The organism is Pedobacter immunditicola, assembly GCF_037482985.1.
GTDB lineage: Bacteria > Bacteroidota > Bacteroidia > Sphingobacteriales > Sphingobacteriaceae > Pedobacter > Pedobacter immunditicola.
Genome location: NZ_JBBHKC010000004.1, coordinates 200,891 through 225,828, shown reverse-complemented (window position 1 = coordinate 225,828; position 24,938 = coordinate 200,891). Strand labels below are relative to the sequence as shown.

The following is a 24,938-nucleotide window of genomic DNA, read 5'->3' as shown; positions in this document are numbered from 1 at the left end:
AACATGAATAAAAAAAATATATTAAAAATATCGTTAGGCTTATTTCTAACCGTATTTGTGGCATCTTGTTCGAAAGATACCATGGAAGACATTAATAAAGACAAAAATAACCCAAATGATGTTCCTGCACGTTTTGTAGTTACAGATGCAATTGTTTCCAGTGCATTTAGTGTTACTGGTAGTGATTATGCTTTTTATGCTTCAGTATACATGGAGCATAATGTTGGGATATTTGGTCAAATGTACAACGCTGAGCAAAGGATTGCAGAACCTTATCTTTCCAGCACCTATAACAATACATGGAATGCAGTTTACACCAATCTTTGGGCGTTAAAAACTGTAATCGATAAATGTTCACCAGGTGGAGCAGAAGAAGGTAATTTCCAGACCCTTGCTGTAGCACAAATTTTAAGTGCTTACAACCTGGCTATCCAAACAGATTTAATGGGCGATATTCCATGGTCAGAAGCATTACAACCTGGTGTTATCTTCCAACCAAAATTAGATAAGCAGGAAGCGATTTATGCAGATGTCATGAAGTTTTTAGATGAGGCAATTTTAAACCTTGAAAAAACGACAACCTTTGCTAGTCTTGGAAAACAGGATTTACTGTTTGAAGGAAATAGCGATAAATGGAAAAAATTTGCATATGGCTTAAGAGCACGTTACAAAATGCGTTTATCACACAAAGCTCCAAAATACCAGGAGGTAATTGATGATGTAAACAAATCTTTTGCAAATGCAAGTGAAGCTGCATCTTTTAAATTCAACGGATCTACGACAGTTAATCCATTTTACAAATTTTATACTGATCGTAAGTATTTTGGTGCGAGCACAAGTTTGAACAGTAAATTAGTAGCTAGAAATGACCCGAGAAATACAAAGTTCTTTACTCCTTTTCCAGGGAAACCAGCACTTTTAGCTCCAAACGGTAATCCAGAGCAAGTTCAAAGCGTATACTCTATTTCAGGCTTAATGAGTGCATCTGCTCCGATTAACTTGTTAAGTTTCCACGAACTACAGTTTCTGAAAGCGGAAGCCAATGCAAGGTTAAACAACTTACCTGCAGCGCTAGTTGCTTTAAATACTGGTGTGCAGGCGGCATTTGTGAAAGTTGGTTTAACGAGTGCAGCAGCAGATACTTACTTCACTGCAAATGTAGTTCCTTTATTTGCAGCTAATCCGTTAAAGGAAATCGCGGTTCAAAAGTATTTATCATTCTATGAGGATGAAGCTATTGAATCATATAGTGACTATAGAAGGTTGAAAGCAATGGGCAATGGTTTTATTGACCTTGCTAATACTGGCGCTTTTCCTTTACGTTATACTTATGGTAGCAGCGATGTAACTACAAATAACAATGTAACGACTGCTTATGGGGATGGCCAATATGTCAAAACCGAAAATGTTTGGTGGGCCGGTGGCACACGATAATTCATTATCTTAAAAAGGGAGGATGTGTAAATGCATCCTCCCTTTTTTTTTGCCCCTGCGATAGGTACGAACTTAGCAGGCCATTACCGAAGTCTTAGCAGGGAGCATCGTTAAATAAAGCGAAGGCGTTAAACCATCAGGATCAGGATGCTGCGGATGACGATCAGTAAATCTTAGATAAAAAGTCAAAAAAAGTTTCCTATAAAACCTAAGAAATCTTATTTAGGAAATTTAGGTGTTAATTAATGTTAAATCTTTGTCAGCGGTACTAAAAACACATTTTCTTGTGTTTCTTTCTAAGTAATAATCGGGAATTTCTCCGAATTAAGTTAGTTTAAACGACTTTTATTTTTAGAAAATTAATTTAAAATCAATAATTTTTTTTGGGAAACGTTTTGAAACGAATATATTTAGACATTATTATTCACCTAAATTCAAAATTCATGAAAAAACTTCTACAAAGTTTGTTCGTGTTGATGCTTCTCGCTTTCTCAGCAGTTGCTCAAGAACGGACGATTACTGGTACAGTTACGGCACAAGAAGACGGTCTTCCGATTCCGGGCGTTTCTGTAAGAGTAAAAGAGATCTCGAATATCGGATCACAAACATCAGCTGATGGAAAATTCTCCTTAAGAGTGCCAGCTGCAGGAAAAACCTTAGTGGTTTCTTATCTAGGTTACACTACTCAGGAAGTAGCAATAACCACAACCAATTTAAGAATTTCATTAGTACCAAATGCTACATCTTTAAATGAGGTTGTAGTAACCGCCGGTGGTGTTAGTATCCAACGCCGTCAACAAGGTAACCAGGCGACTACAGTGAAAGCAGAAGAATTAACTCAAGCAAAAGCATTTAACGTTGCGAGTGCCTTAACTGGTAAAGTAGCTGGTTTACAGGTAAACGCAGTAAGTTCTGGTGTTAACCCTAATGTTCGTTTGGTATTACGTGGTAACCGTTCCTTATTAGGAAATAACCAGGCATTGGTTGTAGTTGATAACGTTATCGTTCCAAGCAGCGTGTTAGGAAATTTAAATCCTGAAGATATTGCAGACGTACAAGTACTAAACGGTGCTGGTGCTGCAGCCTTATATGGTTCAGATGCATCAAATGGTGCGTTAATCATCACCACTAAAACTGGTAAAGCAGGTATTACACAAATTAAAGCAAGTCACACGACGAGTTTAGAGGAAGTTTCTTTCTTGCCTAAATTACAAAAGAGATTTGGTTCAGGTACTGGTCCGGATGATGTTCCAACCTATACTGCCTATGAAAATCAACAGTATGGTCCGGCTTTCGACGGTTCATTGAAAGAGATTGGTAAACCATTGCAAGATGGTTCAATCCAGACAGTTCCTTATTCATGGTCAGGAGCAAAGGATGATTTTTGGGATACAGGACTAGTTAATCAATCTGATTTAAGCTTGTCTTCAGGTGATGATAAAGGATCTTATTACGTTTCAGGACAATATTTTGATCAAAAATCGACAGTACCTGGTGATACTTATAACCGTTTCTCTTTCCGTGTTAATGGTCAAAGAGATATGGGTAACAATATCGATTTTAGCTTCAACGCTAATTATGTTCAAAACAGGTATGATTTATCGAATGATGTTGCGAACGTTTTCAATAACGTATTACAAACTCCAGGTCAGATTCCATTGACCAATTACAGTGATTGGCAAAATGATCCGTTTTCACATCCTGATGGTTATTTCAATGAGTACTACCCAAGTCCTTACTTTTCCCTGGCTAATAGCCGCAGTACCGTAAGGAACGACGTTTTAACGGGTAATGCCCAATTTAAATGGACGCCCATCAAACCGCTTTCATTTTTATTCCGCGTAAGTTTATCAACCCATAACTCATCTAACAAATCATGGGTTAATAAATTTCAATACTCTCCTTACCGACTTGGCATAACTTCAAACTTCAGTAACATTGCTGGAGCGGTTGCTGATGGTTCAAATTACAATACACAAATTAACCCAGAGTTCCAGGCACAATATATTGAGCAGTTAAGTGATGATTTCTCTTTAAATGCAATTTTTGGTGCAAGTTTAAGAGACAATCAATCCAAAGGTGTTATAATTGGCGGAACAGGATTAGTTCAACAAGACCTATATAATATTAGTCATATCTTACAGAATCCAAATGCAGGAGAAAATAATTTCCGTGCACGTCAGATGGGTGTGTATGCTGATGCCCGTTTGGGTTTCAGGAATTATTTATACTTACACGTAACAGGAAGAAATGACTGGCGCTCAGTTTTGTCTGAAAAGAACAGGTCTTTATTTTACCCTGCAGCAGACATCTCATTTATTGCATCTGACGCCCTGTCTTTCTTAAAGGAATCAGGTGTTGTGGAAAGTTTAAAATTTAGAGGAGGTATTTCTAAAGTAGGTCTGGTAAACTTAGGTAACCGGGATAACTTCGGTTCATATAGCTTATTAGCCACATTTAATCAGGCCAATGGCTATCCATACAACAACGTAGGTGGTTATACTTTAGGTAGCCGTTTGGTTTCTCCAGATTTGAAACCTGAAATTACGGTATCTATTGAAGGAGGATTGGATTTTGAATTATTTAAATCAAGAATTTCAGGTAGTTTCACGGCTTATAAATCAAACACTACAGATCAGACTGTACCAGTTGGATTAGCGGTTTCTTCAGGATATAGTACTTATTTAACTAATACAGGTGAAGTAAGCAATGAGGGTATCGAAACTTCATTAAGAATAGTTCCTATTCGTACAGAAAGTGGGTTTGAACTTTCCATAGGTGGTAACTATACATTTAATGACAATAAAGTTTTGTCAATCAGCGATGATCAAGAGCAACTTAATATAGGATCGTTGGGTACTACTGGTATTTATGCCGTAAAAGGTAAATCATTCCCGATGTTAAAGGGTACTAGCTATAACAGAGATGATCAAGGCAGAATTATTGTTGACCGAATTACTGGTTTCCCAAGCGTAAATCCAAACATCGTTGAATTAGGTAATACAGAGCCAAAACATCGTGTAGGTCTTGATTTAGCTGCGTCCTACAAAGGGTTCCGTTTCGCTACTTTATTTGAATATAGGGCTGGATTTGTGATGTATAATGGTGGCTCGACTGGATATGACTTCTCTGGAGCAGGTATTAGAAATACTTACTTTAACCGTGAAAGATTTGTTGTTCCAAATTCATCATATCTTGATCCGACAACCAATACTTATGTTGAAAACACCAATATTACAACCAGAACAGGTGGGGTAGATTTTTGGACAAACGGTCCTTCAAACACAGCTGTTGCAGAAAATTATGCTTATTCAGCGGCTTTCTGGAAAATGCGTGAACTTTCCTTAAGCTATGATTTTCCCAAAGCTTTTTTTAGCAATATGAAATCTATCAAAGGCGCACGTATCAGCGCCCAGGGAAGGAATCTATTTATCTGGGCTCCGAAAACTAACATTTACACAGATCCTGAGTTTAGTGCAGCAGGTTCAGAAAGTAACGCAATTGGTTTAACGAATTTAGGTCAAACTCCTCCATCAAGATTGTTTGGTTTAAGTCTTTCTGTTACATTATAATAATTAGAATTATGAAAAAAATATTTAAATATATATTAATGGGGGCTGTAATTGTAGGAGCGAGTTCTTGCAAAAAGTACCTTGATATAAATGAAAACCCTAATAATCCCACAACTTCTACACCAGATTTAGTTTTACCTCAGGCTATTGTAGGTGCAGGAGCTATGGTTAATACTTATAATATTAACCTGGCGGATCAAGGTGGACAAAGAGCAAATGCAGGTGGTTTCGGTGGTTTTGGTGAGGTAGTAACTTACCAGTATATAAACGATACTTTTCAAAGTCTTTGGAATACAGCTTATGGAAATGCAAAAGATTTCGAATATGTGATTAATCAAACGGCTTCACAACCTGAAATGGCTAATTATTCGGCTATAGCTAAAATCATGAAAGCATTTGACTTTTCTAAATTGGTAGATCAGTTTAATGATGTTCCTTACACTGAAGCATTCAAAGGTGCGGATTTGAATTTCACACCGAAATATGATAAGGGTGATGATGTCTATAAAGATTTGGTAAATCAGTTAAATATTGCTGTTAAACAAATCAACGATGCTAAGACTGCAGCTGCCGCTGATCCTGCTTCAATCAATAAAGTCGTTGCATCTTCTGATCCAATGTTTCAAGGTGATATGAATAAATGGATTGTTTTCGCTAATACTTTAAAACTGAAATTACTGGTGAAAATGGCAGGTGTACCTGCTTTACAAAGTTTTACAACACCAGAATTCGCCAAAATGAGTACAAATACCGCAGATTATATAAGCGATGATGTAGTGGTTAATCCTGGATACAGCATCAATGAGGGTAAAAGAAACCCTACTTATAATAGTCTGGCTTATTTAGCTGATGGTACTCGTCCTAATACTTCGAGAATTGCAACTTACTGGATGCTTTCTTTCTATGGTACCACAGATGATGGTGCAGGTAAAATTAATGACCCTTTTAGAGCAAGGGCAATTTTTCAGGGGGCAACAGTTGATGTGGCAAATACTACAATCTTAACTGGTGTAGCTTCCAATCAGTTAGGAGATGAAGGAGATGGTAATGACGCTGCTCCAGGTAACGCTTCTGCATGGTATTCAGGTGGCAATAGCAGCAATGAAGATGCCATTGGTGTTGCAAAAAGTGCAAGCCAGGGCCAGCCAATTATGATTGCTGCTGAAAGTAAATTTTTGCAAGCTGAAGCTGCATTAAAAAATTACCTTTCTATCGGAGGTGGTGATGCAGCTTTGTATAATGCGGGAGTTACGGCATCATTTAATTACCTGTATAAAAACGCAAAGGGTTCAGTTGATGCTTCTAAAATCTTCCTTTGGAGATTGGCTGATGGTAAACCTGATCAGACAAGATCTGTTGCAGGTGATGTAACAACTTATCAAACGCTTAATGCTGCTAGTCCTTTGGTAAATTACACTTTAGCAGCTACACCGGCAGCTAAGTTGGAAGCAATTATTACACAGAAGTATATTGCTTTAAACATGATTAGTAATGATGAAGCCTTGAGTGAGTTCAGAAGAACAACCTTCCCAAAAATTGTAGAAGGATCTTTGTCTCCGTCAGCAACCTTCGCTTCAAGACAATCTACCTCTCCAAGAAAAGATAAACTTACAACCAGAGCGTTGTATCCACAATCAGAGTTTAACCTAAATCCAAGTAATGTACCTCAGGGAATTTCACAATTCACCTCACTTATATTCTGGGACTTAAATTAATACAAACATGAAAAAAAATATAATTAAATCACTTCTACTATTTTTCGCAGTAACGGCCTTTAGTTCTTGCTTAAAAGATGATAGTTTAGTTTTGAACCCGGAAAAAGGCCATAATGTTATTGAATTCGGTAACACCTCTGAAATTGCAGTTCATGGCAGCACCATCCCATTGTATATCCATAGCTATGAAATTGTTCCTGAGGTTAGCTTACCTGTTGTAATCAGTTATTCTGGACCTGAATCTGCAGCTCCAGCAGATATTACAGTTAATGTAGTAGTTGGGGCTCCTTCAACCCTTGAAGCTTATAATAAAGAGCAGGGTACTAAATATGGATTGATGCCAACAAAAGATTATGAGTTGACAGCTAACCAGGTTGTTATCCCTAAGGGACAAACTAAGGCAACTTTAATGGTAAAATTTAAACTTGCAGGTTTCAATTTAGCAGAAACAAATGCGTTGCCATTGACCATAACGTCTGTGTCGTCAGGTATTATTAGCCAAAACTTTGGTACAGCTATTTTTGCTATTGGTGGTAAGAATAAATTTGACGGTATATTTACTTACAAAACCTCGGCCAACACATCTTTAGTTCCAAACGCTAATAAAACAGTTACTTTAATTACACAAACTGCAAATTCGGTGAAACTTTCACCAGGATTATTGGGAACGTATTCAAATGAAGTTATATATACAGTTGACCCAACTACAAACAGAGTTACCGTTACTTGTCCTTCATTAGGAGTTCAAGAACCACAGGACGCCAGAAGTAAATGGGATCCTGCAACCAAAACAATGACTGTTTTCTGGAAACAAGGAAATGGTGGTAGAACTTTTGAAGAAACATTTGTCTACAAAGGATCTAGATAATTAGTTTCTGTTAATAAGTAAGGCTGTCTCTTAAGGGCAGCCTTACTTATTTAAATTTATTTTTAGAATACTTTAATGGTTATATTATCCTTATAAAAACCTTTGATTATGAAAATCTTTATAACCTCTATTCTTATCCTCGCCAGCGGTGCATTAGCCGTTCTGGAAAAAACAGGTAAATTAGTTGATCAATCTAAAGTGAGTTATAATATCAATGATGAGAAGTTGCTGGATGGCGTGTACACCATTGCCGATACTGCTCATGTGACGCGACTCAGAGGGTCTTATGCTCAAAACAAACGTGTGGGTAATTGGTATTGCTTTAATGCACAGGGGAAGGTTGTTTTACGATACAATTATGACTTAAATAAACTCGTTGCTTTAGAGAAGGAAGAGCTTAATGCGGTAGAGATTAAAATCCTTGACAAAAATGCCAAAGTGGCTGAAAAAGCTTCAGTGCCAATTCCGGTATGTTCTATTGACCAATATAAATCTTTAATGGTTGCTGAGCTCAAAGATGAACTTTCTCGTCATGATAAATTATCAGCTGGAAATGTAGATGCTAAAATTACAGCGCTTGTTAAAGCTGATGGTACCGCAATCTATACAGCACAATACAATTTGTCAGGCGTTTCCTATACAACCAAGATTTATCCAAAAGATAAACTATTTACTATTCAATGGCTGCCTGCAGCTTACGAGGGTAAAGCCTTAAAATCTGAATTTACGTTCGTTTCCAGTTTTATGTTTAAACCTGGTGACCACAAACGTTTCATCTGGAACTATTAGTTGAATGATCATCATCACAAACATAGGGTGTTGTTTAAAACCAGCATCCTTTTTTTGTTATCGCCTATTGAGTTCCAGAGATATTAACTTATACGATTCTTTTTTCCAGATAAAAACTCTAATTTAGTGCCATAATTGGATTGATACTTTCAGAATGCGCTATCTCCTAAAAAGAATGCAGGTTATTCTTTTCTGCCTGCTTATTTTTTCTTCCTGTTCAAGCGATAAACCGATAAGCGAAGCAAAAGTATCCATCAAAAAAGAGAATGGGAAGTTCACCTTATATAGAAATGGCGAGCCATTTTACATTAAGGGAGCTGCAGGTGATACCCACCTGGATAAATTGCGCAAAGCCGGCGGCAATGCCATCAGAATCTGGGACACGACTAATGTCGATTCCATCCTTAAAAAAGCGAATGAAAACGGCATCGCCGTAATCATTGGTTTACCTATCCCTGAAAGCCATGCGATGCATCATTACAATGACCCTGCGAAAGTTGCAAAGCAGTTTAATGATATCAAAAATTTAGTCAATAAACATAAAAATGATCCTGCAGTACTCATGTGGTGTGTAGGTAATGAACTGGTATTTCCCTTTAAGCCATCGTACCATAACTTTTATAAAGCCTTCAATAACATTGTGGACATGATCCATGAGGATGATCCCGATCATCCGGTGACGACCACGATGGTTAATTTTCAGCCGAAAGAAATATTCAATATGAAAGTCCGCACCGATGTGGATCTTATTTCATTCAATATTTTTGGTAAAATACATTCCTTTAACCGTGATTTAAAGAGTTTTGCCTGGTTTTGGAATGGAGCCTATCTCATCACCGAATGGGGGATTGATGGGCCCTGGGAAGGAACTGCACAAACGGCCTGGTCTGCCTATATAGAGCCATCAAGCACACAAAAAGCAGCAACTATATTATTTAGGCATAAGAAGCAAATGCCATTAAATGACCCCCGTTTCGTAGGCTCATTCATTTTTTACTGGGGCCAGAAACAAGAAACTACCCATACCTGGTACAGCCTGTTCGATGATCAAGGTAACCAAACGGAAGCGGTTGATCTTGCCAGGACCGCCTGGACAGGAAAAGCCTCTTTGTATAAAGGTCCAAAAATAAAAACAATGCACCTGGAGGGTAAAGAAGCGAAAGATGATATCCTGCTTAAGGCTACAGCAACAGTGAGTGCTGAGGTTTTGATAGAAACTAATGAATCGGTAGAGCAAGCCGGTTTTCAATCCAATGTGCAAAGTATTAAATGGGAGATTTATCCCGAAGATTGGTTTAAAAAAGATAAACTCAATAACTTAAAAAGGCCAAACCCTTTAGAAGGGCTTATCCTGGAAAGTACAGGCTTAAAGGTTTCTTTTATTGTACCTGAAAAAGAAGGCCCTTATCGGTTATTTGCCACTATTTATGATGTTAACGGATATATTGCAACCAGCAATACACCATTTTATGTATTAGCTGCCCAATGAAAAGAGTAAATCCCGTTATCAATCCTTCAGCAAAAGAGCTTTTTACGCTGCGTCTCATGGTCGCTGTAGGCCTGCTTTGCATGGGCCTGTTCATCAGGGAAATATTAAACACAAGAGCTGAATTTATGCCCTTGTATATCATCCTCATCATCACCATTGTGTTTTCCTGTGTCAAGTTCTTGCATGAATGGATACACTATTTGTTTATTACAGTACCTGAAAAACCACAGCAGGAAAAGATTTATACGGTTGACATATTCACCACCTTTTTTAAAGGCGAGCCCTATGCAATGATTGAGGAGACTTTAATTGCCATTAAGAACATCACTTATCCTCATGAAACTTATCTCTGCGACGAATCTGATGATCCTTATTTAAAGAATTTTTGTAAAGAGCACGGCGTCCACCATGTTACCCGTGTGGTGAAGGTCGATGCAAAGGCTGGGAATATCAATAATGCACTTAAGCAGTCATCGGGGGAGTTATGTGTGGTTTTAGATCCAGATCATGTCCCTTTTCCAGATTTTCTGGATCCTATTGTTGATCATTTTAATGACCCGGAAATAGGCTTTGTTCAGATTGTGCAGTCTTACAAAAACTACGACGATGGCCTGATTGCCAAGGGTGCTGCACAGCAAACTTTCCAGTTTTACGGTCCCATCATGATGACCATGAACAAGTATGGAACCGTTTTGGCTATCGGGGCAAACTGTACCTTCCGCCGCTCAGCCTTAGCTTCCATTGGTGGCCATGCTGCAGGTTTGGCTGAAGATATGCATACCGCCATGCAGCTTCATGCCAAGGGCTGGAAATCAGTGTATGTGCCAGCGGTGTTGGCCCGCGGATTGGTTCCTTCTACGTTATCCGCTTATTATAGTCAGCAGTTGAAATGGGCGCGTGGCGTTTTTGAACTCCTGGTGACCTCCTATCCTAAGCTTTTCTGGAAATTTACCTGGCAGCAAAAACTGCATTATGGTACCCTCCCGATGTACTATTTGTCGGGTTTAATGTTTTTAATCAGTTTCTTCATCCCCATCCTATCTCTGGTCTTTAATACCAGTCCGATTAATATTGACTTTCTCAATTTCATGGTTTACGCGGTGCCTTTATCGCTGATGGGTATATTAATAAGGCTATATGTGCAAAACTGGGTGATGGAAGAAGAAGAAAGGGGATTTCATGTGGTGGGAGGCTTACTGATGATTGGCACCTGGTGGATTTTCCTTCTGGGTTTTGTGTATACCCTGTTGAGAAAAAAAGTGCCTTACATTCCTACTCCTAAAGACGGGACGGAAGGTAATAACTGGCCGTTGAGCATCCCTAATCTCGTTGTTATTGGCATTTCCATCTTCGCTATTATTTACGGCTTGAACCAGGACTACAACCCCTATAACCTCATGATGTCTGGTTTTGCAGGACTTAATTGTTTAATTCTGTTGTTTTCCGTGATCGCGAGCAGGCAAAACCAGTTCAGGGAATTAAAGGAACAGCACCCGCTCCTGGCCTCTTCTTCAGGGCATGTATCTGAGTTTAAAAAGTCTTTCTGGCTATTGAGAAGGAAAGTTTATCGTAGGGTAAGAAGCAGCGCGTTGGTCCTCACCTTATTAATTATATGTTTAACTGTTTTTAAAATGAACAGCCAGATCAATCCAGTGGAGAAAATTAAGACAGGCTATTCACGGAAAAATATCCTGATTCCGGGGATCTTCGCTCCCCAGGAAACAAACGGATTAAGCAATGTGAAATTAGTGAAGCAGTATGAAAAGGAAAGCAACCTCCATTTTGGGATTGTATCGCTTTATTTAGCCTGGGGTGATCAGCCTCAATGTGAGTTGCCGATCAAGCTTATGGATTCCATCTATCAATCGTCAGCTATACCGATGATTACCTGGGAGCCATGGCAAAGCCTGTTTGATCAAAATATACGCAGGAATGATCAGGCAAAAATGAGTAAGAAAGGTAGTGCCCAAGATATAGAAAGCAAGGTTTTCGCCAATATTTTAAGCGGTCAGTACGACGATTACCTTGATCATTTCTCAAAACAAATTAAAGCACTACGGCGCCCAGTATTTATGCGCTTTGCTCATGAAACAGATAATCCACAATATCCATGGTCTGCCGCCGGGGGTAACACTGCAGCAGAATTTAAGGCAGCCTGGAGGTATATACATGATTATTTTAACAAAAATCAGGTACAGAATGTAATCTGGGTTTGGAACCCATGGAAGGCTGAAGCGGTAAATAGTTATTTCCCAGGAAAGCAATATGTAGACTGGATCGGCGTGACCAACCTTAATTATGCATCCAAAAATAGCGATAAGGTAAGTTACAGCATGGCGGAACTTTATCAGCCTTTCCACAGAAACCCAGTATTCAAAATGGGTTTGCCTGTGATGCTTGCCGAAATGGGATCACTGACCAATGGTGCTGAGCAAGATCAATGGTTGACAAATGCTTTTAAAGATATTAGCACCAAATTTCCTGAAATCAAGGCCTTTGTACTGTTTAATAGTGGCTTAGATAAGAATACACCGGACGCTGATGGCAAAATGCTTGACTGGCGGATCGATAACTTAAAAAACATGAACCTTGCGGTTAAGCAGAGCAACAAGGAATTGTTCTGGCTGAAAACTGGAGCTTTAAAAGCAGGAAACGTTACTGTAAATTCTATAAAGCATGCAAATAAAGCCTTTGTCGATCAAATAAAGGGGGTGAATTATGCTAAAGGACAAAATTGGTCTACCAATGGACATGCCTTGAAAAAGAAGGAAATCATCGCAGATGTTTTGTCAATGAAAAGCATAGGCATCAACACCATCAAGTACTACGGCTTAAATTTTTATGACCAAACCGTATTGGATGTGACCCAACAACATGGAATGCAGGTTACCTTTAGTTTTTGGATGCCGGATCATGCTGATTTCTCGTCCGACAATGAAACACTAAATGAATTATCGGATAAAATTATTGCGGCAGTTACTAAACATAAAGCAGACCACCATATTGTGATGTGGAATCTGGCTAATACGCCATTAGGCGATATGGCCAGGCAATATGATAAACCGGATTTATTTTATGCAAAAGAAGCTTATATCACCTGGTTGAAGACCTTAGTCAATAAAATCGAGATTGCAGATCCAACAAGGCCGGTTAGTGTCGACGTAGCAGTTGATGGTAACCTGCATGAGAACATAAAGCTGCTAAGTACACAGGTTAGACAAATTGATGCTTATGGCCTGGTCACTAAGGATGATAACACTCATCTCCCGCTTGCTGAGCTTAAAGGGCTTGAAGTGCCTTACTTTTTCAGCAGGATCAGTGCAGCAAATTACCTCGATAGTGTTGGCGGTCAGAAAGGGGCTTTTATCACTAACTGGCAGGATGAAAAATCCCCGGGCTATGTTACCTTCAATGGTTTGAAAGCTGCCTCAGGGCTTAACTATGGAGGGTTCTATCAGTTAGGTAAGCACTGGAACGGTATGCGTTGGAAAGAATCGTCCCTACCTGTGGGGCTTCCAGCGATGAAGGTGCTTTTGCCGGCTATCACCATTACAGCGCATATACCGGCGACCTTTCATGCGGTTATCGCAAACAATAATCAATGGACCTTTGCTAAGGAGCAACAGGAAATCATTTTTAAATGGGAGTTAGTCAAGCATGACAAATACGGAAATCCGCTTGCAGTTGAAAGCTTAGGCAAAGGGGCAAGCATGACAATCACTGTTCCTGAAGACCCTGCCCGGTATAAAATCAATTTATATGGTATCCGAGGTTCGCAGGTGAAATTAGTTCAATCGAGGTTGAATATTCCGCTAAAATAGCTGCAGTTTAATTTCTCCGGTTTCATTGCTGCAGAAAACAGCTTTTTTTCCCAATACCATAGCCAGGTTATTGTTAATATGGCCGGTAGGAAAATTAAAACAAACCGGGTAGTCATATTCTTGAACAGCTTCCCAGATAATCTCTTCAGGTGTTTGTCCGAATGGGATCTTCTCTTCTTCAATTTCGTTAAAAGCACCAACGATCAGTCCTTTTAATTTGGCCAGTTTCCCGCTGCGTTTCAGCATGCGCATCATCCGGTCAATAGAGGCTTCACTTTCGCCCACATCTTCCAGGAAAAGAATTTTATCTGTATAATCCATTTCCGACACAGAACCCTGTACCATCGCCAATAAAGTGAGGTTCCCGCCGATCAGCAGTCCCTCAGCATGGCCTGGTTTGTTTTTGAAAGTACTCGTATATTCATATTCCAGTGGCCCGCCAAATAAAGCTTTCCGTAAAGATTCCAGGGATTCAGGCGTTGCATCATCAAAAGTATAAGGCATCTGTCCATGTATACTCTGTACATGCAGTACCTTATAGAGGTGGGAAAGTAATACGGTGAGGTCACTGAAACCCACAATCCATTTCGGATCTTCATTAAAGATGCTGAAATCGAGGTCATCAATAATACGGATGGTGCCATAGCCACCACGGGCAGCAACGATCGCTTTTATGGAAGGATCATCCAAAAAACACTGTATATCCCGGGTCCTTAACTGATCATCGCCAGCAAACTGGTGATGCGAAGCATACACACTTTCACCGATCACCACTTGCAGTCCCCATTGTTTAAACAGCTCCACAGCATTGTCTATTCTTTTAGGTAATTTTTTGGCTGGTGATACGATGGCAATTTTGTCACCCTTTTTTAGATACGCTGGCTGTTTAATCATTGGTAAAACTCTTATCTTTGGCAAAATAATAAAAATAGTTTTGGATAACAGTAAAATAAAGAGATATACCGTTACGGCGGCCTTACCCTATACAAACGGTCCGGTTCATATTGGTCACCTTGCGGGTGTTTATTTGCCGGCTGATACCTATGTACGTTACCTTCGCGCAAATAAAAGAGAAGTAAAGTTTATCTGTGGATCCGATGAAAACGGTGTTCCTATCACCCTGAAAGCAAAGAGAGAGGGTGTTAGCCCTCAGGAGATTGTTGATAAATACCATAAGATAATCGGGGATTCCTTTAAGGAATTCGGGGTGTCGTTTGATATCTATCACCGTACTTCTTCCTCCATGCACCACCGTACGGCATCAGATTTCTTTGAAACACTTTATAAAAAAGGTGTTTTTACAGAAGAAGTGACCGAACAGTATTTTGATGAATCGGCGCAAACCTTTTTAGCTGACAGGTATATTACCGGTACTTGTCCGAAATGCGGCAATGAAAACGCTTATGGCGACCAGTGTGAGAATTGCGGCAGTACTTTAAATGCCACAGACCTGATTAATCCAAAATCTACGCTTTCTGGTGAGCCTCCGGTACGTAAGGAAACCAAAAACTGGTTCCTGCCATTGGATAAATACGAAGAAAGACTTCGTACTTATATCGAGAGTCATAAAGAATGGCGGCCGAACGTTTACGGCCAATGCCAAAGCTGGCTTAATGCTGGTTTACAGCCAAGGGCGATGACCAGGGATTTAGACTGGGGCGTTAAAGTTCCGTTAAAAGATGCCGCAGGAAAAGTACTGTATGTATGGTTTGATGCACCGATAGGCTATATTTCTGCTACTAAGGAATTATTTGAGTATGCCAGACTTGATGTCTGGAACCCCCGAGCAGAGGAATATTATATTAACCAGAATGAGGTTGAAAAAGGCAACTGGGAACAATACTGGAAAGATAAAGACACGAAATTAGTCCACTTTATTGGTAAGGATAACATCGTTTTCCACTGTATCATCTTCCCTGCCATGTTAATGGCCCACGGTGGATACATTTTAGCAGATAATGTTCCTGCCAATGAGTTCCTGAACCTGGAGGGCCAGAAGATCTCTACTTCTAAAAACTGGGCTGTATGGCTTAATGAGTACCTTGTAGAGTTTAAAGACAAGCAGGATGTACTTCGTTATGTTTTAACGGCAACAGCACCGGAAACAAAGGATAATGACTTTACCTGGAAAGATTTCCAGGCGCGTAACAACAATGAACTTGTCGCCATCCTGGGTAATTTTATCAACCGGGTCATGGTGTTAACGCATAAATACTTTGCTGGCAAGGTACCGATGCTGATGAAATTGCAGCCTGAAGATCAGCTGGTGATTGATGAACTCGCTGCTGCCCCTGCCAAAGTAAGTGCTTCTATGGAAAACTACAGGTTTAGGGAAGCTTTAACTGAGGTGATGAATGTAGCCCGTCTTGGTAATAAATACCTTGCAGAAACTGAGCCCTGGAAAGTTATCAAAACAGATGAGGACCGCGTGAGGACGATCCTGAACATTAGTTTACAGATTGTTGCAACATTGGAAATATTAATTGAGCCTTTCCTTCCTTTTACCGCTGATAAGCTGATGAAGATGCTGAATTATGGTGGTAATTTATGGGAAGATGCGGGCAGAATGGACTTAATGTCTCACGGCCACCAAATGAACCAGTCGCAGCTTTTATTCGAAAAGATCGAAGATGAGGAGGTTCAGGCGCAAATCGATAAATTGAACCAAAGCAAAGTGGATAACATTGCTGCCAATACAGTGGCTGTCCCTGCTAAAGAGAATATTCAGTTTGAAGACTTCAGTGCGATTGATATCCGCGTAGCAACGATTATCGCAGCCGAGAAGGTGGAGAAAACTAAAAAGTTACTGAAACTAACGTTGGATACAGGTATTGATCAGCGTACTGTGGTTTCAGGAATCGCTGAATATTTTATGCCAGAGGAGATCATAGGCAAGCAGGTTAGTGTGGTGGTAAATCTTGCTCCAAGGGAAATTAAAGGAATATTATCACAAGGAATGATTTTAATGTCTGAAAATTCAGATGGAAAACTTACTTTTGTGGCTCCTGTAGAAAAACATGATGACGGAAGCGTGATCAGGTAAGCAGGAAATGGTCCCGTAGTTCAACGGATAGAATAGAAGTTTCCTAAACTTTAGATATGAGTTCGATTCTCGTCGGGACCACTATTAACACATAACAGCGTATTTAAAACGGCTTTTCTGCATCAGGAAGGCCGTTTTTGTTTTAGTCATTTATATAAAATAGCAGTTAGCCGACAACCAATCCGACAACCAAATTTCCGTTGTCGCTGGTCCAAAACTAACTCAATATGGCAGAGATCAATTTAAATTTAAGAGATCCAAAATCAGAGAAAGAAACACCTATTAATGTTGTGATCAGGTACAACAAACAGAAGCTCGTATATTCAAGTGGAAAGCGTATAATTCCTCGATGCTGGGATTCAAATAATCAAAAGGCTAGGAAAAGTAAAGAATTTCCACTAGCTGATGCTTTGAATTCAAGTTTACGAGCGATTAAGGAAGTGATTTATTTAGCACTTGAAACGTACTTCAACAGCAATCATCAACAGTACCCAGACGTAAGGGAACTTAAGGGTATTCTAGACTTGAAATTTCAACGGGTTGAAGAAAAGGTCAATATGAACTTCTTCGAATTTATTGAATGGTTCACTTATGATTATGCTCCTAAAAAACACATAATAGCCAATAATGAAACAAGCTTAACTAGTGTTAATACTTTAAAAACTTACACCACTACGCTTAGATTGCTAAAAGTCTTTGCAGAGGATGAAGGAACCTTTGATTTTAAAGACATTACGATGTCCTGGTATTTTAAGTTCACTTCTTGGTGTAATAAAGTAAAGAACTATAACCCCAGCACTATTGGTAAGCATATAAAAGTGCTAAAACTTTGGCTAAGAAAAGCTGAGGAAGACGGGCTACATGATGTTAAATTTTTCAAACAGAGTGATTTTAGAAAGCCATCATATTTACCTGAAACTATTTACCTAAACAAAGCAGAATTGGGATTAATAGAAAATCTTGATTTGAGTAATAGGGTTGAATTAGATCGTATTAGAGATTTGTTTTTAGTAGGTGCGTGGACAGGGTTAAGGTTTAGCGATTTCAATAGACTTGATCAAACCCACATTGACCAAGGATTCATACGAATGAAGACCAGTAAGACTTCTGCAGCAGCAATTATTCCCATCAATCATGTTGTGAAGGCGATACTAGTTAAGTATGATAATAACATTCCTAATGGATATGCCAACCAGTATATGAATCGGCAATTGAAGGTGATTTGTAAAATGGCAGGTATTAATGCTTCAGAAGTAAGAATTGAATTTAAGAATGGAAAGAAGATTGCAGTTGATGTATTTAAATGGGAATTGGTAAGCACTCATACAGCAAGACGATCGTTTGCAACGAACTTATATGGGTTAGTACCTAACAACACAATAATGGCTATTACTACACATAAAACAGAAAAAGCATTCTTGAGGTATTTGAGAAAAAGTAATGAAGAACATGCCCATATATTAAAAACTGCTATGGATAGCATGTAAATAACTAAGCGGAGTTGGATTAATTCCAGTTCCGCTTTTTAATTCTAATTATAGCAATTAAATTATGATTGGTATTTTCGGCAAAACCAATTTAAATGATACTAGATCACAAATTTGCAACTGGACAGAATACTGCAAGTGTAACTTGTAAAGTCGATTTAAGTAAAGTTAGAACGCTCCACTTTTTAGCTGAGAATCAAGCTCAAAAATTGGAGAAGCTTCAAAAAGATATTGCTAATCATGATGAGACTATTTTTATTAATTTTAAGATTGGTGTCAAAACAGAGTTGCGTAACTTAAACGATCAACTTGAAAAATTAAAGCATGCGCTTAGAGATCAAGGTCACTTAAATAACATGCTATATCTTACAAAACAGATAATCACAATTGAGCGCGATTTAATAAAAGAACAGCAGTTGTGGTATAAATCTTTAGATCAAGAAATTGGCAATATCATTTTATTACATAAGTATATTCATGAGGCAGATATCGCTCGTCTGGTACTTACACCATTCAATAAAAGAGGTCAAGAACAAAAGAAGATTGCCGTTAAAGACCATTTGCCCAAAGCATTTTTAGCAGCAATCCAAATGCCTTATGTGCATTTTGTATTAGGTGAATATGAGGGAATCATTAGAGAAATACTCAATAGGAAGATTAGGAACGAAAATATCACCTTCGATGATGTTCTAGAGATTCAACGCGGGCTTAAAGAATACATAATTGATGATCCAGAAAAATTATTCATGAACTCATTGTTGAAGAGTCTAATGGACTATATGAAAAGAGAAGAGGTTTTTCGTCCTTTTGGCAAAGATGTGAAAGTACCTGAAAAATTAAATTCAAACGAAGCCCGCTTAATTTATATAGTTCTATGTGTTTTCAATTTGGTCCCTATTTTAACTGATAGGGAAAAAAAAGGTTCATTTGGTAATAGGCGACTTGGTGGAGGAGGGGGCGCTAAAATGACCGGTGAAAAAACAAGCGCGGGTGTTCTTCCGCTATATAATGATCAGATAATACAAAACATTAAAAAAATGTATACTTCCATTTTTCTAAATAAACATCGCCCACCAGCTTTGGAATTTGAAACGGTTGAATCATCTTACCTCCTCGAACTTTACAAGTCTGAGATTAAAAATTAAGTTCGAAAACTGCTTAAGTCCTTTGTTGTGCCGGCAGGGATAATTCTAGATACCCCTAACGGTTAGTTATCTAATTTAATCGGCTATAAGCCACAACTTTTAAAAAAATGACAAGTAACAACAAAACAGCTGACATCATCGACTTTATACTAGCTGAACAAGAAAAGTCAAAAAGCGAAATCCAAAAACAGATTACAGACAATAAAACCATCTTGGATGATGAATCATTTTTTCTGGACAACAAACCAGAAGGAATAATGACTAAGGAGCAATTCAAAGAACTATTACAACGGGTAAGTAAAATTGAATTACAGGCCTTTAAAACATTTCTAGATGTAATGAATGATAATCGTAAAATTAATACATCATCATTCGCACAGACTGACAAAAAGGGTCAGGAGTATTACTGGCTAAAGATCTATGGAAAAAATGGTGCAACTGAATTTAAGGTTTCAAGCTTTCCTGGGTTGGACCGCTTGATGCAGGGTTATTTATATAACCTTTATAATGTTACCCTTACACTTGAGGGGCTATACACAGAAGCAATTCGCGTTGCTTAATAATTTTTAAAGGGAGAGTCATTCGCTCTCCCTTAATTCACAATTTAACTTATATCAATTTAACGGCAAATCAGGCCGCATGGCTTCGTAATGCCAAAATTTTAACAAATGAAAATAACACCAATAAATATAAACAAAGGCCAATATTTGGATAAGATTCTAATTAATCTACCGTCAAATGCCATTATCTTAAAAGAATTACCTAACATCGGTGCTACTACAAATGAGCTTAAGTGCAAACGTAATTCGATCCTATTACAGCCAAACGTACCAGTTATTAAGGGTAAGAAAACCAAAGGCATTTTTGGGGTATACGAGGGAGTTGATGTATCACAAATAATGGACTACCTAAGTAACGACAAGTACGAGTTTAAGAAGATTCTAGTTACGCCTGAATCATTTTATAAAGTAAAACAGGCGGCAGAGAACTTAAACATTAATTTATTTGAAGATTTCTTTCTGCTTTTTGATGAGTGTGACCGCACAATGAAGGACGTTGGTTATAGAGAAAGCATAATACTTCCTATGCAAGATTTTTTCTCTTTTAAGCATAAAGCATTCATATCTGCTACTGCGGTAATTCCCTCAGATCCAAGATTTGAAAGTTACGGCTTTGAACATGTGGTTATAAAGCCCACATTCAATTATAAGAAGGCGATTGATATCATTATCTCTAACAATGTCTCCATGAGTTTAAAGAGCACGTTAATGAATAACGGAAGCGAATGTTATTGTATTTTCTTTAATTCGATTCAAGGGATTTCAAGGATAATCAAGGAACTAAACATCGGTGATGAATCAAATATTTACTGTTCAAAAAAGAAAGCAACTGAGCTGAACGCATTAGGGATAAAACGTGCCCACGAAAATTTGACTACAGAATTTGCAAAGTTTAATTTCTTTACTAGCCGTTTTAATGCAGCTGTTGACATTATTATGGATGTGAAGCCCTCAGTAGTAATGGTAACGAACTTAAATGTTGCCCATCATACAATGATAGATCCAAACAGCGATGCCGTTCAAATTGTGGGCAGGTTTAGAAAGGGGGTTGAAAGCATTAAATTTATTACAAATATGGATTCAACACTTAATGCGAAAACCCCAGATGAAGCGGTCAGCTACCTTGAAGGATGTGAAGAAAGCTATAATGTAATAAAGTCATTGAGGGATGCTGCTGAAAAGGAAGGTTCAATAGAAACGCTGAATGAAGCATTAGAATTAGTAAAGTATGCATCGTTTGTAAACGCTGATGGAAGTAAAAATCACTTTATGGTCGACAACTTCATTTATGAAGAAAGGGTAAAAATGTTATTTCAGGATGCTGACCTGTTATTAGAAGCATATTCTTCTGATCACTTCACGCCAACTGTAAAAACTGAGACTTACCGATACTCAGATTTAGAAGAGCCTAAAGGCACATCAGAGTCATCGATCAAGGAACTTACGACTTCCATCATTAACGCTTTACAAAAATTGGAACTCAGTGATGGAATGTACACAATTGATAATAGCAAAGAAGTAATTGAACAAATAAGACAAATCTTCCCAGAGATTGCGGAAGGCTATTATATTCTGGGCGCAGAAGAGCTTGCTAAAAACTCTTACTCCAAAAGACAAATTAATGAAGCTATTAAACAAAAGAAAAATGATATGGGTAAATCTGACTTTGGTTTCATCAGGTCTTTACAAATAGCATTTCCTGACGGCTATAAAGGAACGAGTGCTACGATTAAAAAGATCTTAAAGAGGATTATTGAAAAGCATGGTCTAAATTTAAAAGCTGAAATTCAATTGCTTAACGAGTATTTTGAGTTAGGGCCAAGAACAACTGTTGACAATAAGAAAGGGTATAAAATTATCTCATCTAAGTTTAAAAGATGACCACTAAAATTTAGGGTCTAACCCCTGAAAAATTACTGTCCAAGGTTCCTTTGAAAACAAAGGAACCTTTTTTATTTTTTTATATTTTTTTGCCTGAAAATTAAATTCTCCTGAGTGACAATTGAGGAGAGAGTATATTCATTTCATTCCCCCTGACCTGGTCTTAGTGTAAGTGATTTGGGTAAAGGAAAATTCTCCTGAGAACCGAACAGGACACTAATAACAAATTGACTTTATTCAAGGACTTTTCAAAATTCCTTTTCCCAGCAATTACAGTTCCCTTAACACTAAACATGCACGACGATTTCCCTTACCAAAAATAAGGATGTCTAAAAGCATGATTAGTCTTTTCCCACCTATTACCCAAAACTCTTTTTAGTAACGCAGTAAACCTCTTTAAAACAACCTCTGAGAACCAGAGAATAGTAAAACCATGTCCAAAAAACAGAATGTTAAACCACTTAAAAAGCAACCCATGACAGTTATTTTACCAAGCGAAGAAATTACGCTAATCCAAAATCTTGAACTAAGAAATGAAAATGTTGAATCAGCATATTTCAACATTGTAATGCAGTGTAAAGAGCTATTAACAGCTTTTGAATCCTTAAAGTATCGTACATCAGCAATGATTGATCACACAAAGTCCGGCAAGGAGACCAACCTTATTAATGAATGGATTTGTTACTTCTGGAACGTTACCCTTACTAGAAACAGACATAATTACCTGATGATTTACATTTCTTACGACGAAGAAGCCCTCACGCGATTTGGTGACAAACTATTTAATAAGATGCTCAGAATCGTAATGAAGTGTACATCTTTAGAAGTATGTCAAATTAATATTGAAAACTCAGTGAGAATAGATCATCAGGCTACAGATACACAGCCATTCTTTATTAGCAGAATCCTGAATGGACAGAAAGACCATGTATTTATTACTGCTGAGGATAAAGTTCCTTCTTAGAATACTAGTAAATGAATGAAGGCCTAATAGGTCTTTATTCATTTATTGGCTTATCTGGGAGGAAATCTTTAGGAGAACAATGAAAAATAGTTGCCAGTTTGTTAATGTGATCTAAATTATACTTAGATTGTGACCTAACACTCTCAACTTGTCCTATGAATCCATTAGAAACATTTAGTTTGAACGCGAGTTCAGATTGGCTGATGTTCTCTTTATTTAATCAAATTCTTTATCAATTAATCTATTCATAGCTAACAATTATGAAAAAGCATGTATCAACACGTCGACTTCAATTTAAATAAAGAAAAAAACAGAATCATTTAGCTCTCACTTTTTAATCAAATAATTAACTCATCTAAAATAAATAAAATGCCTTTTATAGAAACTATTACTGGACTTTTTGAATCTGCAAGAACTCAAACTTTGTTAAAGTTGAGCGAAGGTAATCGCAATGCTTACGGAGTATTATATACAATTGATTCCGAAAACAATGTAAGCGACTACAACATGTTTACAATGGCTTCAAATGTGAACAACTGCTGGTCCATATGTGCTATTCGTTCTGTTTTTCTAAGTTATGGTTGGAAAACACAATATGAGGTTTTTGCGATATTTAATAAAGACAGAGAGCAAATAGATAAAATTGCCTTAGATAAATGGTGCTTATTTGATATGAAGTTTGTTCCCTGTGGTGATGGTGACACACCAAGGCCTATATTTACTATAGCACTTAAAACTAATATGGCCGAGTCTTTTGTTTTGGATTCGTATGATTTACAAACTGTCCAACAAGTCTGGGACTGCTTCTTAGAAATAGAACAGAACTGTCAGACGATTGGGGAAGCTAAACTTTACTTACATTATTATGTGGAAAAATTGAAAAACTCTAGACTAGCTTTAACGTTGGAGGGATTCAAAGCGGAGTTGAAAGAAAAAGACAACATTGCTATCCAATACAAAAAACTGCTAGATAAAATAGAGCAACTTGCTTATCAGTCTGTTCAGTAGGAAAATTAACACTCATATATTTTAGAGGTAATTTTTTCTTAGCACCAACATTTTATAATTCAAACAAATTAATTAAAGCACACATGTCTTTTTTCTCAAATCCATCACAACAGTTACTTGACCAATCTGCAGCTACAATTTTCCAAAGCATTAATACATTACTAGATCTTTTAGAAAGAAGTGCTGGTACACAAAGTTATCATACAAAGGCAGAACTAGAAAAATTAGATAGTCTAATTGGACAATTCCACCAGCTTTGCAATACTCATAATACTTCAGTTAAAACCATAAAGTGGGCCGGCACATCAGTGTCATTGTATATGGTTGTGGCGAACTTAAATGCATTTATGAGGGAAATGACTGAAATGACAGGTTACAAATTTATATGCAAAACGAAAATTAATAGCCAAGTTTAGATAACACTATACATAAGTTTGCCAATGAAAAAACGGCTCACACTTCAAAAATCGGATTTATAGTTATCTAGAGCATTTCACCTTTTTATTTAAGTACTTTACGATCGGCATCCTAAAAGTCCTGCCATCTCCCCAACTGCGGCTTAAGAGGAGAATGGCAGGCTTTAGTCTTTATTCAGTAGTATACTCAAGTGAGGAGTCACTTACATAGGTCAGTGCAAAAGTTCGTTCTATCAATAGGCTTGTGGTTGAACAAAGCAAGTCTTAGGAAATAAGGTATTCTGCTATTCGTAAGCGTTGCATTAAGAATCCCAGATATGCTTCATTCAGCTAGGATTATTCATCCTGGCTTCACTCACCTAAACTATATCTGTCATACATTAATGCTTTCCGCAAACGTCATTGCTCCATTGCTAGCTTCCCGACGCTTTAAAATATCATTCGCTTCGCTAAATTCAATTTTAAATGGTACAGCTAGCTTTTTTATGTGCTCACCTCGCGATCGGTGAAAACTGCGGCTTTTCATCATATTTGATACAAATATAGACGCCAAGCCTTGTGTAGGGACATTGTAAGCAGCCATCCTTCGGATTACCCCTGCTTACCTTTTCACCTCAATATCGCAAGGTCAGGTGAGCTATACGTTTATATTACTCATAATAGAAGCATTGCTGTGGAAGTTACGTCAATTCACATGTCATATGACGTAACCCCTACCAGCGATAATCGATAGAGGTCATTGGTGC

The 24,938-nt window shown here is 37.9% G+C and carries 17 protein-coding genes and 1 tRNA gene; 16 read left to right on the top strand and 2 right to left on the bottom strand.

What is annotated here, in order from left to right:
• Positions 1 to 3 precede the first annotated feature (3 nt).
• From WG905_RS08390 to WG905_RS08360, 7 genes are all read left to right on the top strand, one after another.
• Positions 4 to 1,434, top strand: a complete 1,431-nt coding sequence (locus tag WG905_RS08390; protein ID WP_339591268.1) for a SusD/RagB family nutrient-binding outer membrane lipoprotein — start codon at positions 4 to 6, stop codon at positions 1,432 to 1,434.
• Between the two features lie 443 nt (positions 1,435 to 1,877).
• The gene (locus WG905_RS08385; RefSeq protein ID WP_339591267.1) at positions 1,878 to 5,006 is read left to right on the top strand and encodes a SusC/RagA family TonB-linked outer membrane protein; all 3,129 of its coding nucleotides are present in this window, start codon (positions 1,878 to 1,880) and stop codon (positions 5,004 to 5,006) included.
• A gap of 11 nt (positions 5,007 to 5,017) precedes the next feature.
• The gene (locus WG905_RS08380) at positions 5,018 to 6,721 is read left to right on the top strand and encodes a SusD/RagB family nutrient-binding outer membrane lipoprotein (protein ID WP_339591266.1); all 1,704 of its coding nucleotides are present in this window, start codon (positions 5,018 to 5,020) and stop codon (positions 6,719 to 6,721) included.
• Between the two features lie 7 nt (positions 6,722 to 6,728).
• Complete coding sequence (locus WG905_RS08375; RefSeq protein ID WP_339591265.1) at positions 6,729 to 7,589, top strand: DUF1735 domain-containing protein; 861 nt, start codon at positions 6,729 to 6,731, stop codon at positions 7,587 to 7,589.
• A gap of 108 nt (positions 7,590 to 7,697) precedes the next feature.
• Positions 7,698 to 8,378, top strand: a complete 681-nt coding sequence (locus tag WG905_RS08370; protein WP_339591264.1) for a hypothetical protein — start codon at positions 7,698 to 7,700, stop codon at positions 8,376 to 8,378.
• A 154-nt stretch (positions 8,379 to 8,532) separates the two neighbouring features.
• Positions 8,533 to 9,867 carry a glycoside hydrolase family 2 TIM barrel-domain containing protein gene (locus WG905_RS08365; RefSeq protein ID WP_339591263.1) on the top strand — a complete coding sequence of 445 codons (1,335 nt, stop codon included), beginning with the start codon at positions 8,533 to 8,535 and terminating at the stop codon, positions 9,865 to 9,867.
• Positions 9,864 to 13,688, top strand: a complete 3,825-nt coding sequence (locus tag WG905_RS08360) for a glycosyltransferase family 2 protein (RefSeq protein WP_339591262.1) — start codon at positions 9,864 to 9,866, stop codon at positions 13,686 to 13,688. The genes WG905_RS08365 and WG905_RS08360 overlap by 4 nt, the downstream gene beginning before the upstream one ends.
• Here the strand turns inward: WG905_RS08360 and WG905_RS08355 are convergent.
• Positions 13,680 to 14,582 (bottom strand): S66 peptidase family protein, encoded by a 903-nt coding sequence (locus WG905_RS08355; RefSeq protein ID WP_339591261.1) that lies wholly within the window; start codon positions 14,580 to 14,582, stop codon positions 13,680 to 13,682. The two genes, WG905_RS08360 and WG905_RS08355, sit on opposite strands and share 9 nt — an antisense overlap.
• 40 nt (positions 14,583 to 14,622) lie before the next feature.
• Here WG905_RS08355 and metG point away from each other — a divergent pair, with 40 nt between their 5' ends.
• The 7 genes from metG (at position 14,623) to WG905_RS08320 (ending at position 22,768) form a co-directional block, all read left to right on the top strand.
• Positions 14,623 to 16,731 (top strand): methionine--tRNA ligase, encoded by a 2,109-nt coding sequence (metG, locus tag WG905_RS08350; protein WP_431844506.1) that lies wholly within the window; start codon positions 14,623 to 14,625, stop codon positions 16,729 to 16,731.
• A gap of 9 nt (positions 16,732 to 16,740) precedes the next feature.
• Positions 16,741 to 16,812: transfer RNA gene (locus WG905_RS08345), tRNA-Arg, on the top strand.
• A 146-nt stretch (positions 16,813 to 16,958) separates the two neighbouring features.
• On the top strand, positions 16,959 to 18,218 hold the full coding sequence (locus tag WG905_RS08340) for a site-specific integrase (protein WP_339591259.1): 1,260 nt from the start codon (positions 16,959 to 16,961) through the stop codon (positions 18,216 to 18,218).
• Between the two features lie 95 nt (positions 18,219 to 18,313).
• Positions 18,314 to 19,363 (top strand): hypothetical protein, encoded by a 1,050-nt coding sequence (locus WG905_RS08335; RefSeq protein WP_339591258.1) that lies wholly within the window; start codon positions 18,314 to 18,316, stop codon positions 19,361 to 19,363.
• 107 nt (positions 19,364 to 19,470) lie between these two features.
• Positions 19,471 to 19,923 (top strand): hypothetical protein, encoded by a 453-nt coding sequence (locus WG905_RS08330; RefSeq protein WP_339591257.1) that lies wholly within the window; start codon positions 19,471 to 19,473, stop codon positions 19,921 to 19,923.
• Between the two features lie 108 nt (positions 19,924 to 20,031).
• Complete coding sequence (locus WG905_RS08325; protein ID WP_339591256.1) at positions 20,032 to 21,804, top strand: hypothetical protein; 1,773 nt, start codon at positions 20,032 to 20,034, stop codon at positions 21,802 to 21,804.
• Between the two features lie 433 nt (positions 21,805 to 22,237).
• Positions 22,238 to 22,768 carry a hypothetical protein gene (locus WG905_RS08320; protein WP_339591255.1) on the top strand — a complete coding sequence of 177 codons (531 nt, stop codon included), beginning with the start codon at positions 22,238 to 22,240 and terminating at the stop codon, positions 22,766 to 22,768.
• A gap of 34 nt (positions 22,769 to 22,802) precedes the next feature.
• Here WG905_RS08320 and WG905_RS08315 read toward each other — a convergent pair whose 3' ends face one another.
• Positions 22,803 to 22,973 carry a helix-turn-helix domain-containing protein gene (locus WG905_RS08315; RefSeq protein WP_339591466.1) on the bottom strand — a complete coding sequence of 57 codons (171 nt, stop codon included), beginning with the start codon at positions 22,971 to 22,973 and terminating at the stop codon, positions 22,803 to 22,805.
• A gap of 164 nt (positions 22,974 to 23,137) precedes the next feature.
• Here WG905_RS08315 and WG905_RS08310 point away from each other — a divergent pair, with 164 nt between their 5' ends.
• Complete coding sequence (locus WG905_RS08310; protein WP_339591254.1) at positions 23,138 to 23,776, top strand: hypothetical protein; 639 nt, start codon at positions 23,138 to 23,140, stop codon at positions 23,774 to 23,776.
• 83 nt (positions 23,777 to 23,859) lie between these two features.
• Positions 23,860 to 24,192, top strand: a complete 333-nt coding sequence (locus tag WG905_RS08305) for a hypothetical protein (RefSeq protein WP_339591253.1) — start codon at positions 23,860 to 23,862, stop codon at positions 24,190 to 24,192.
• The last annotated feature ends 746 nt before the right edge of the window (positions 24,193 to 24,938 follow it).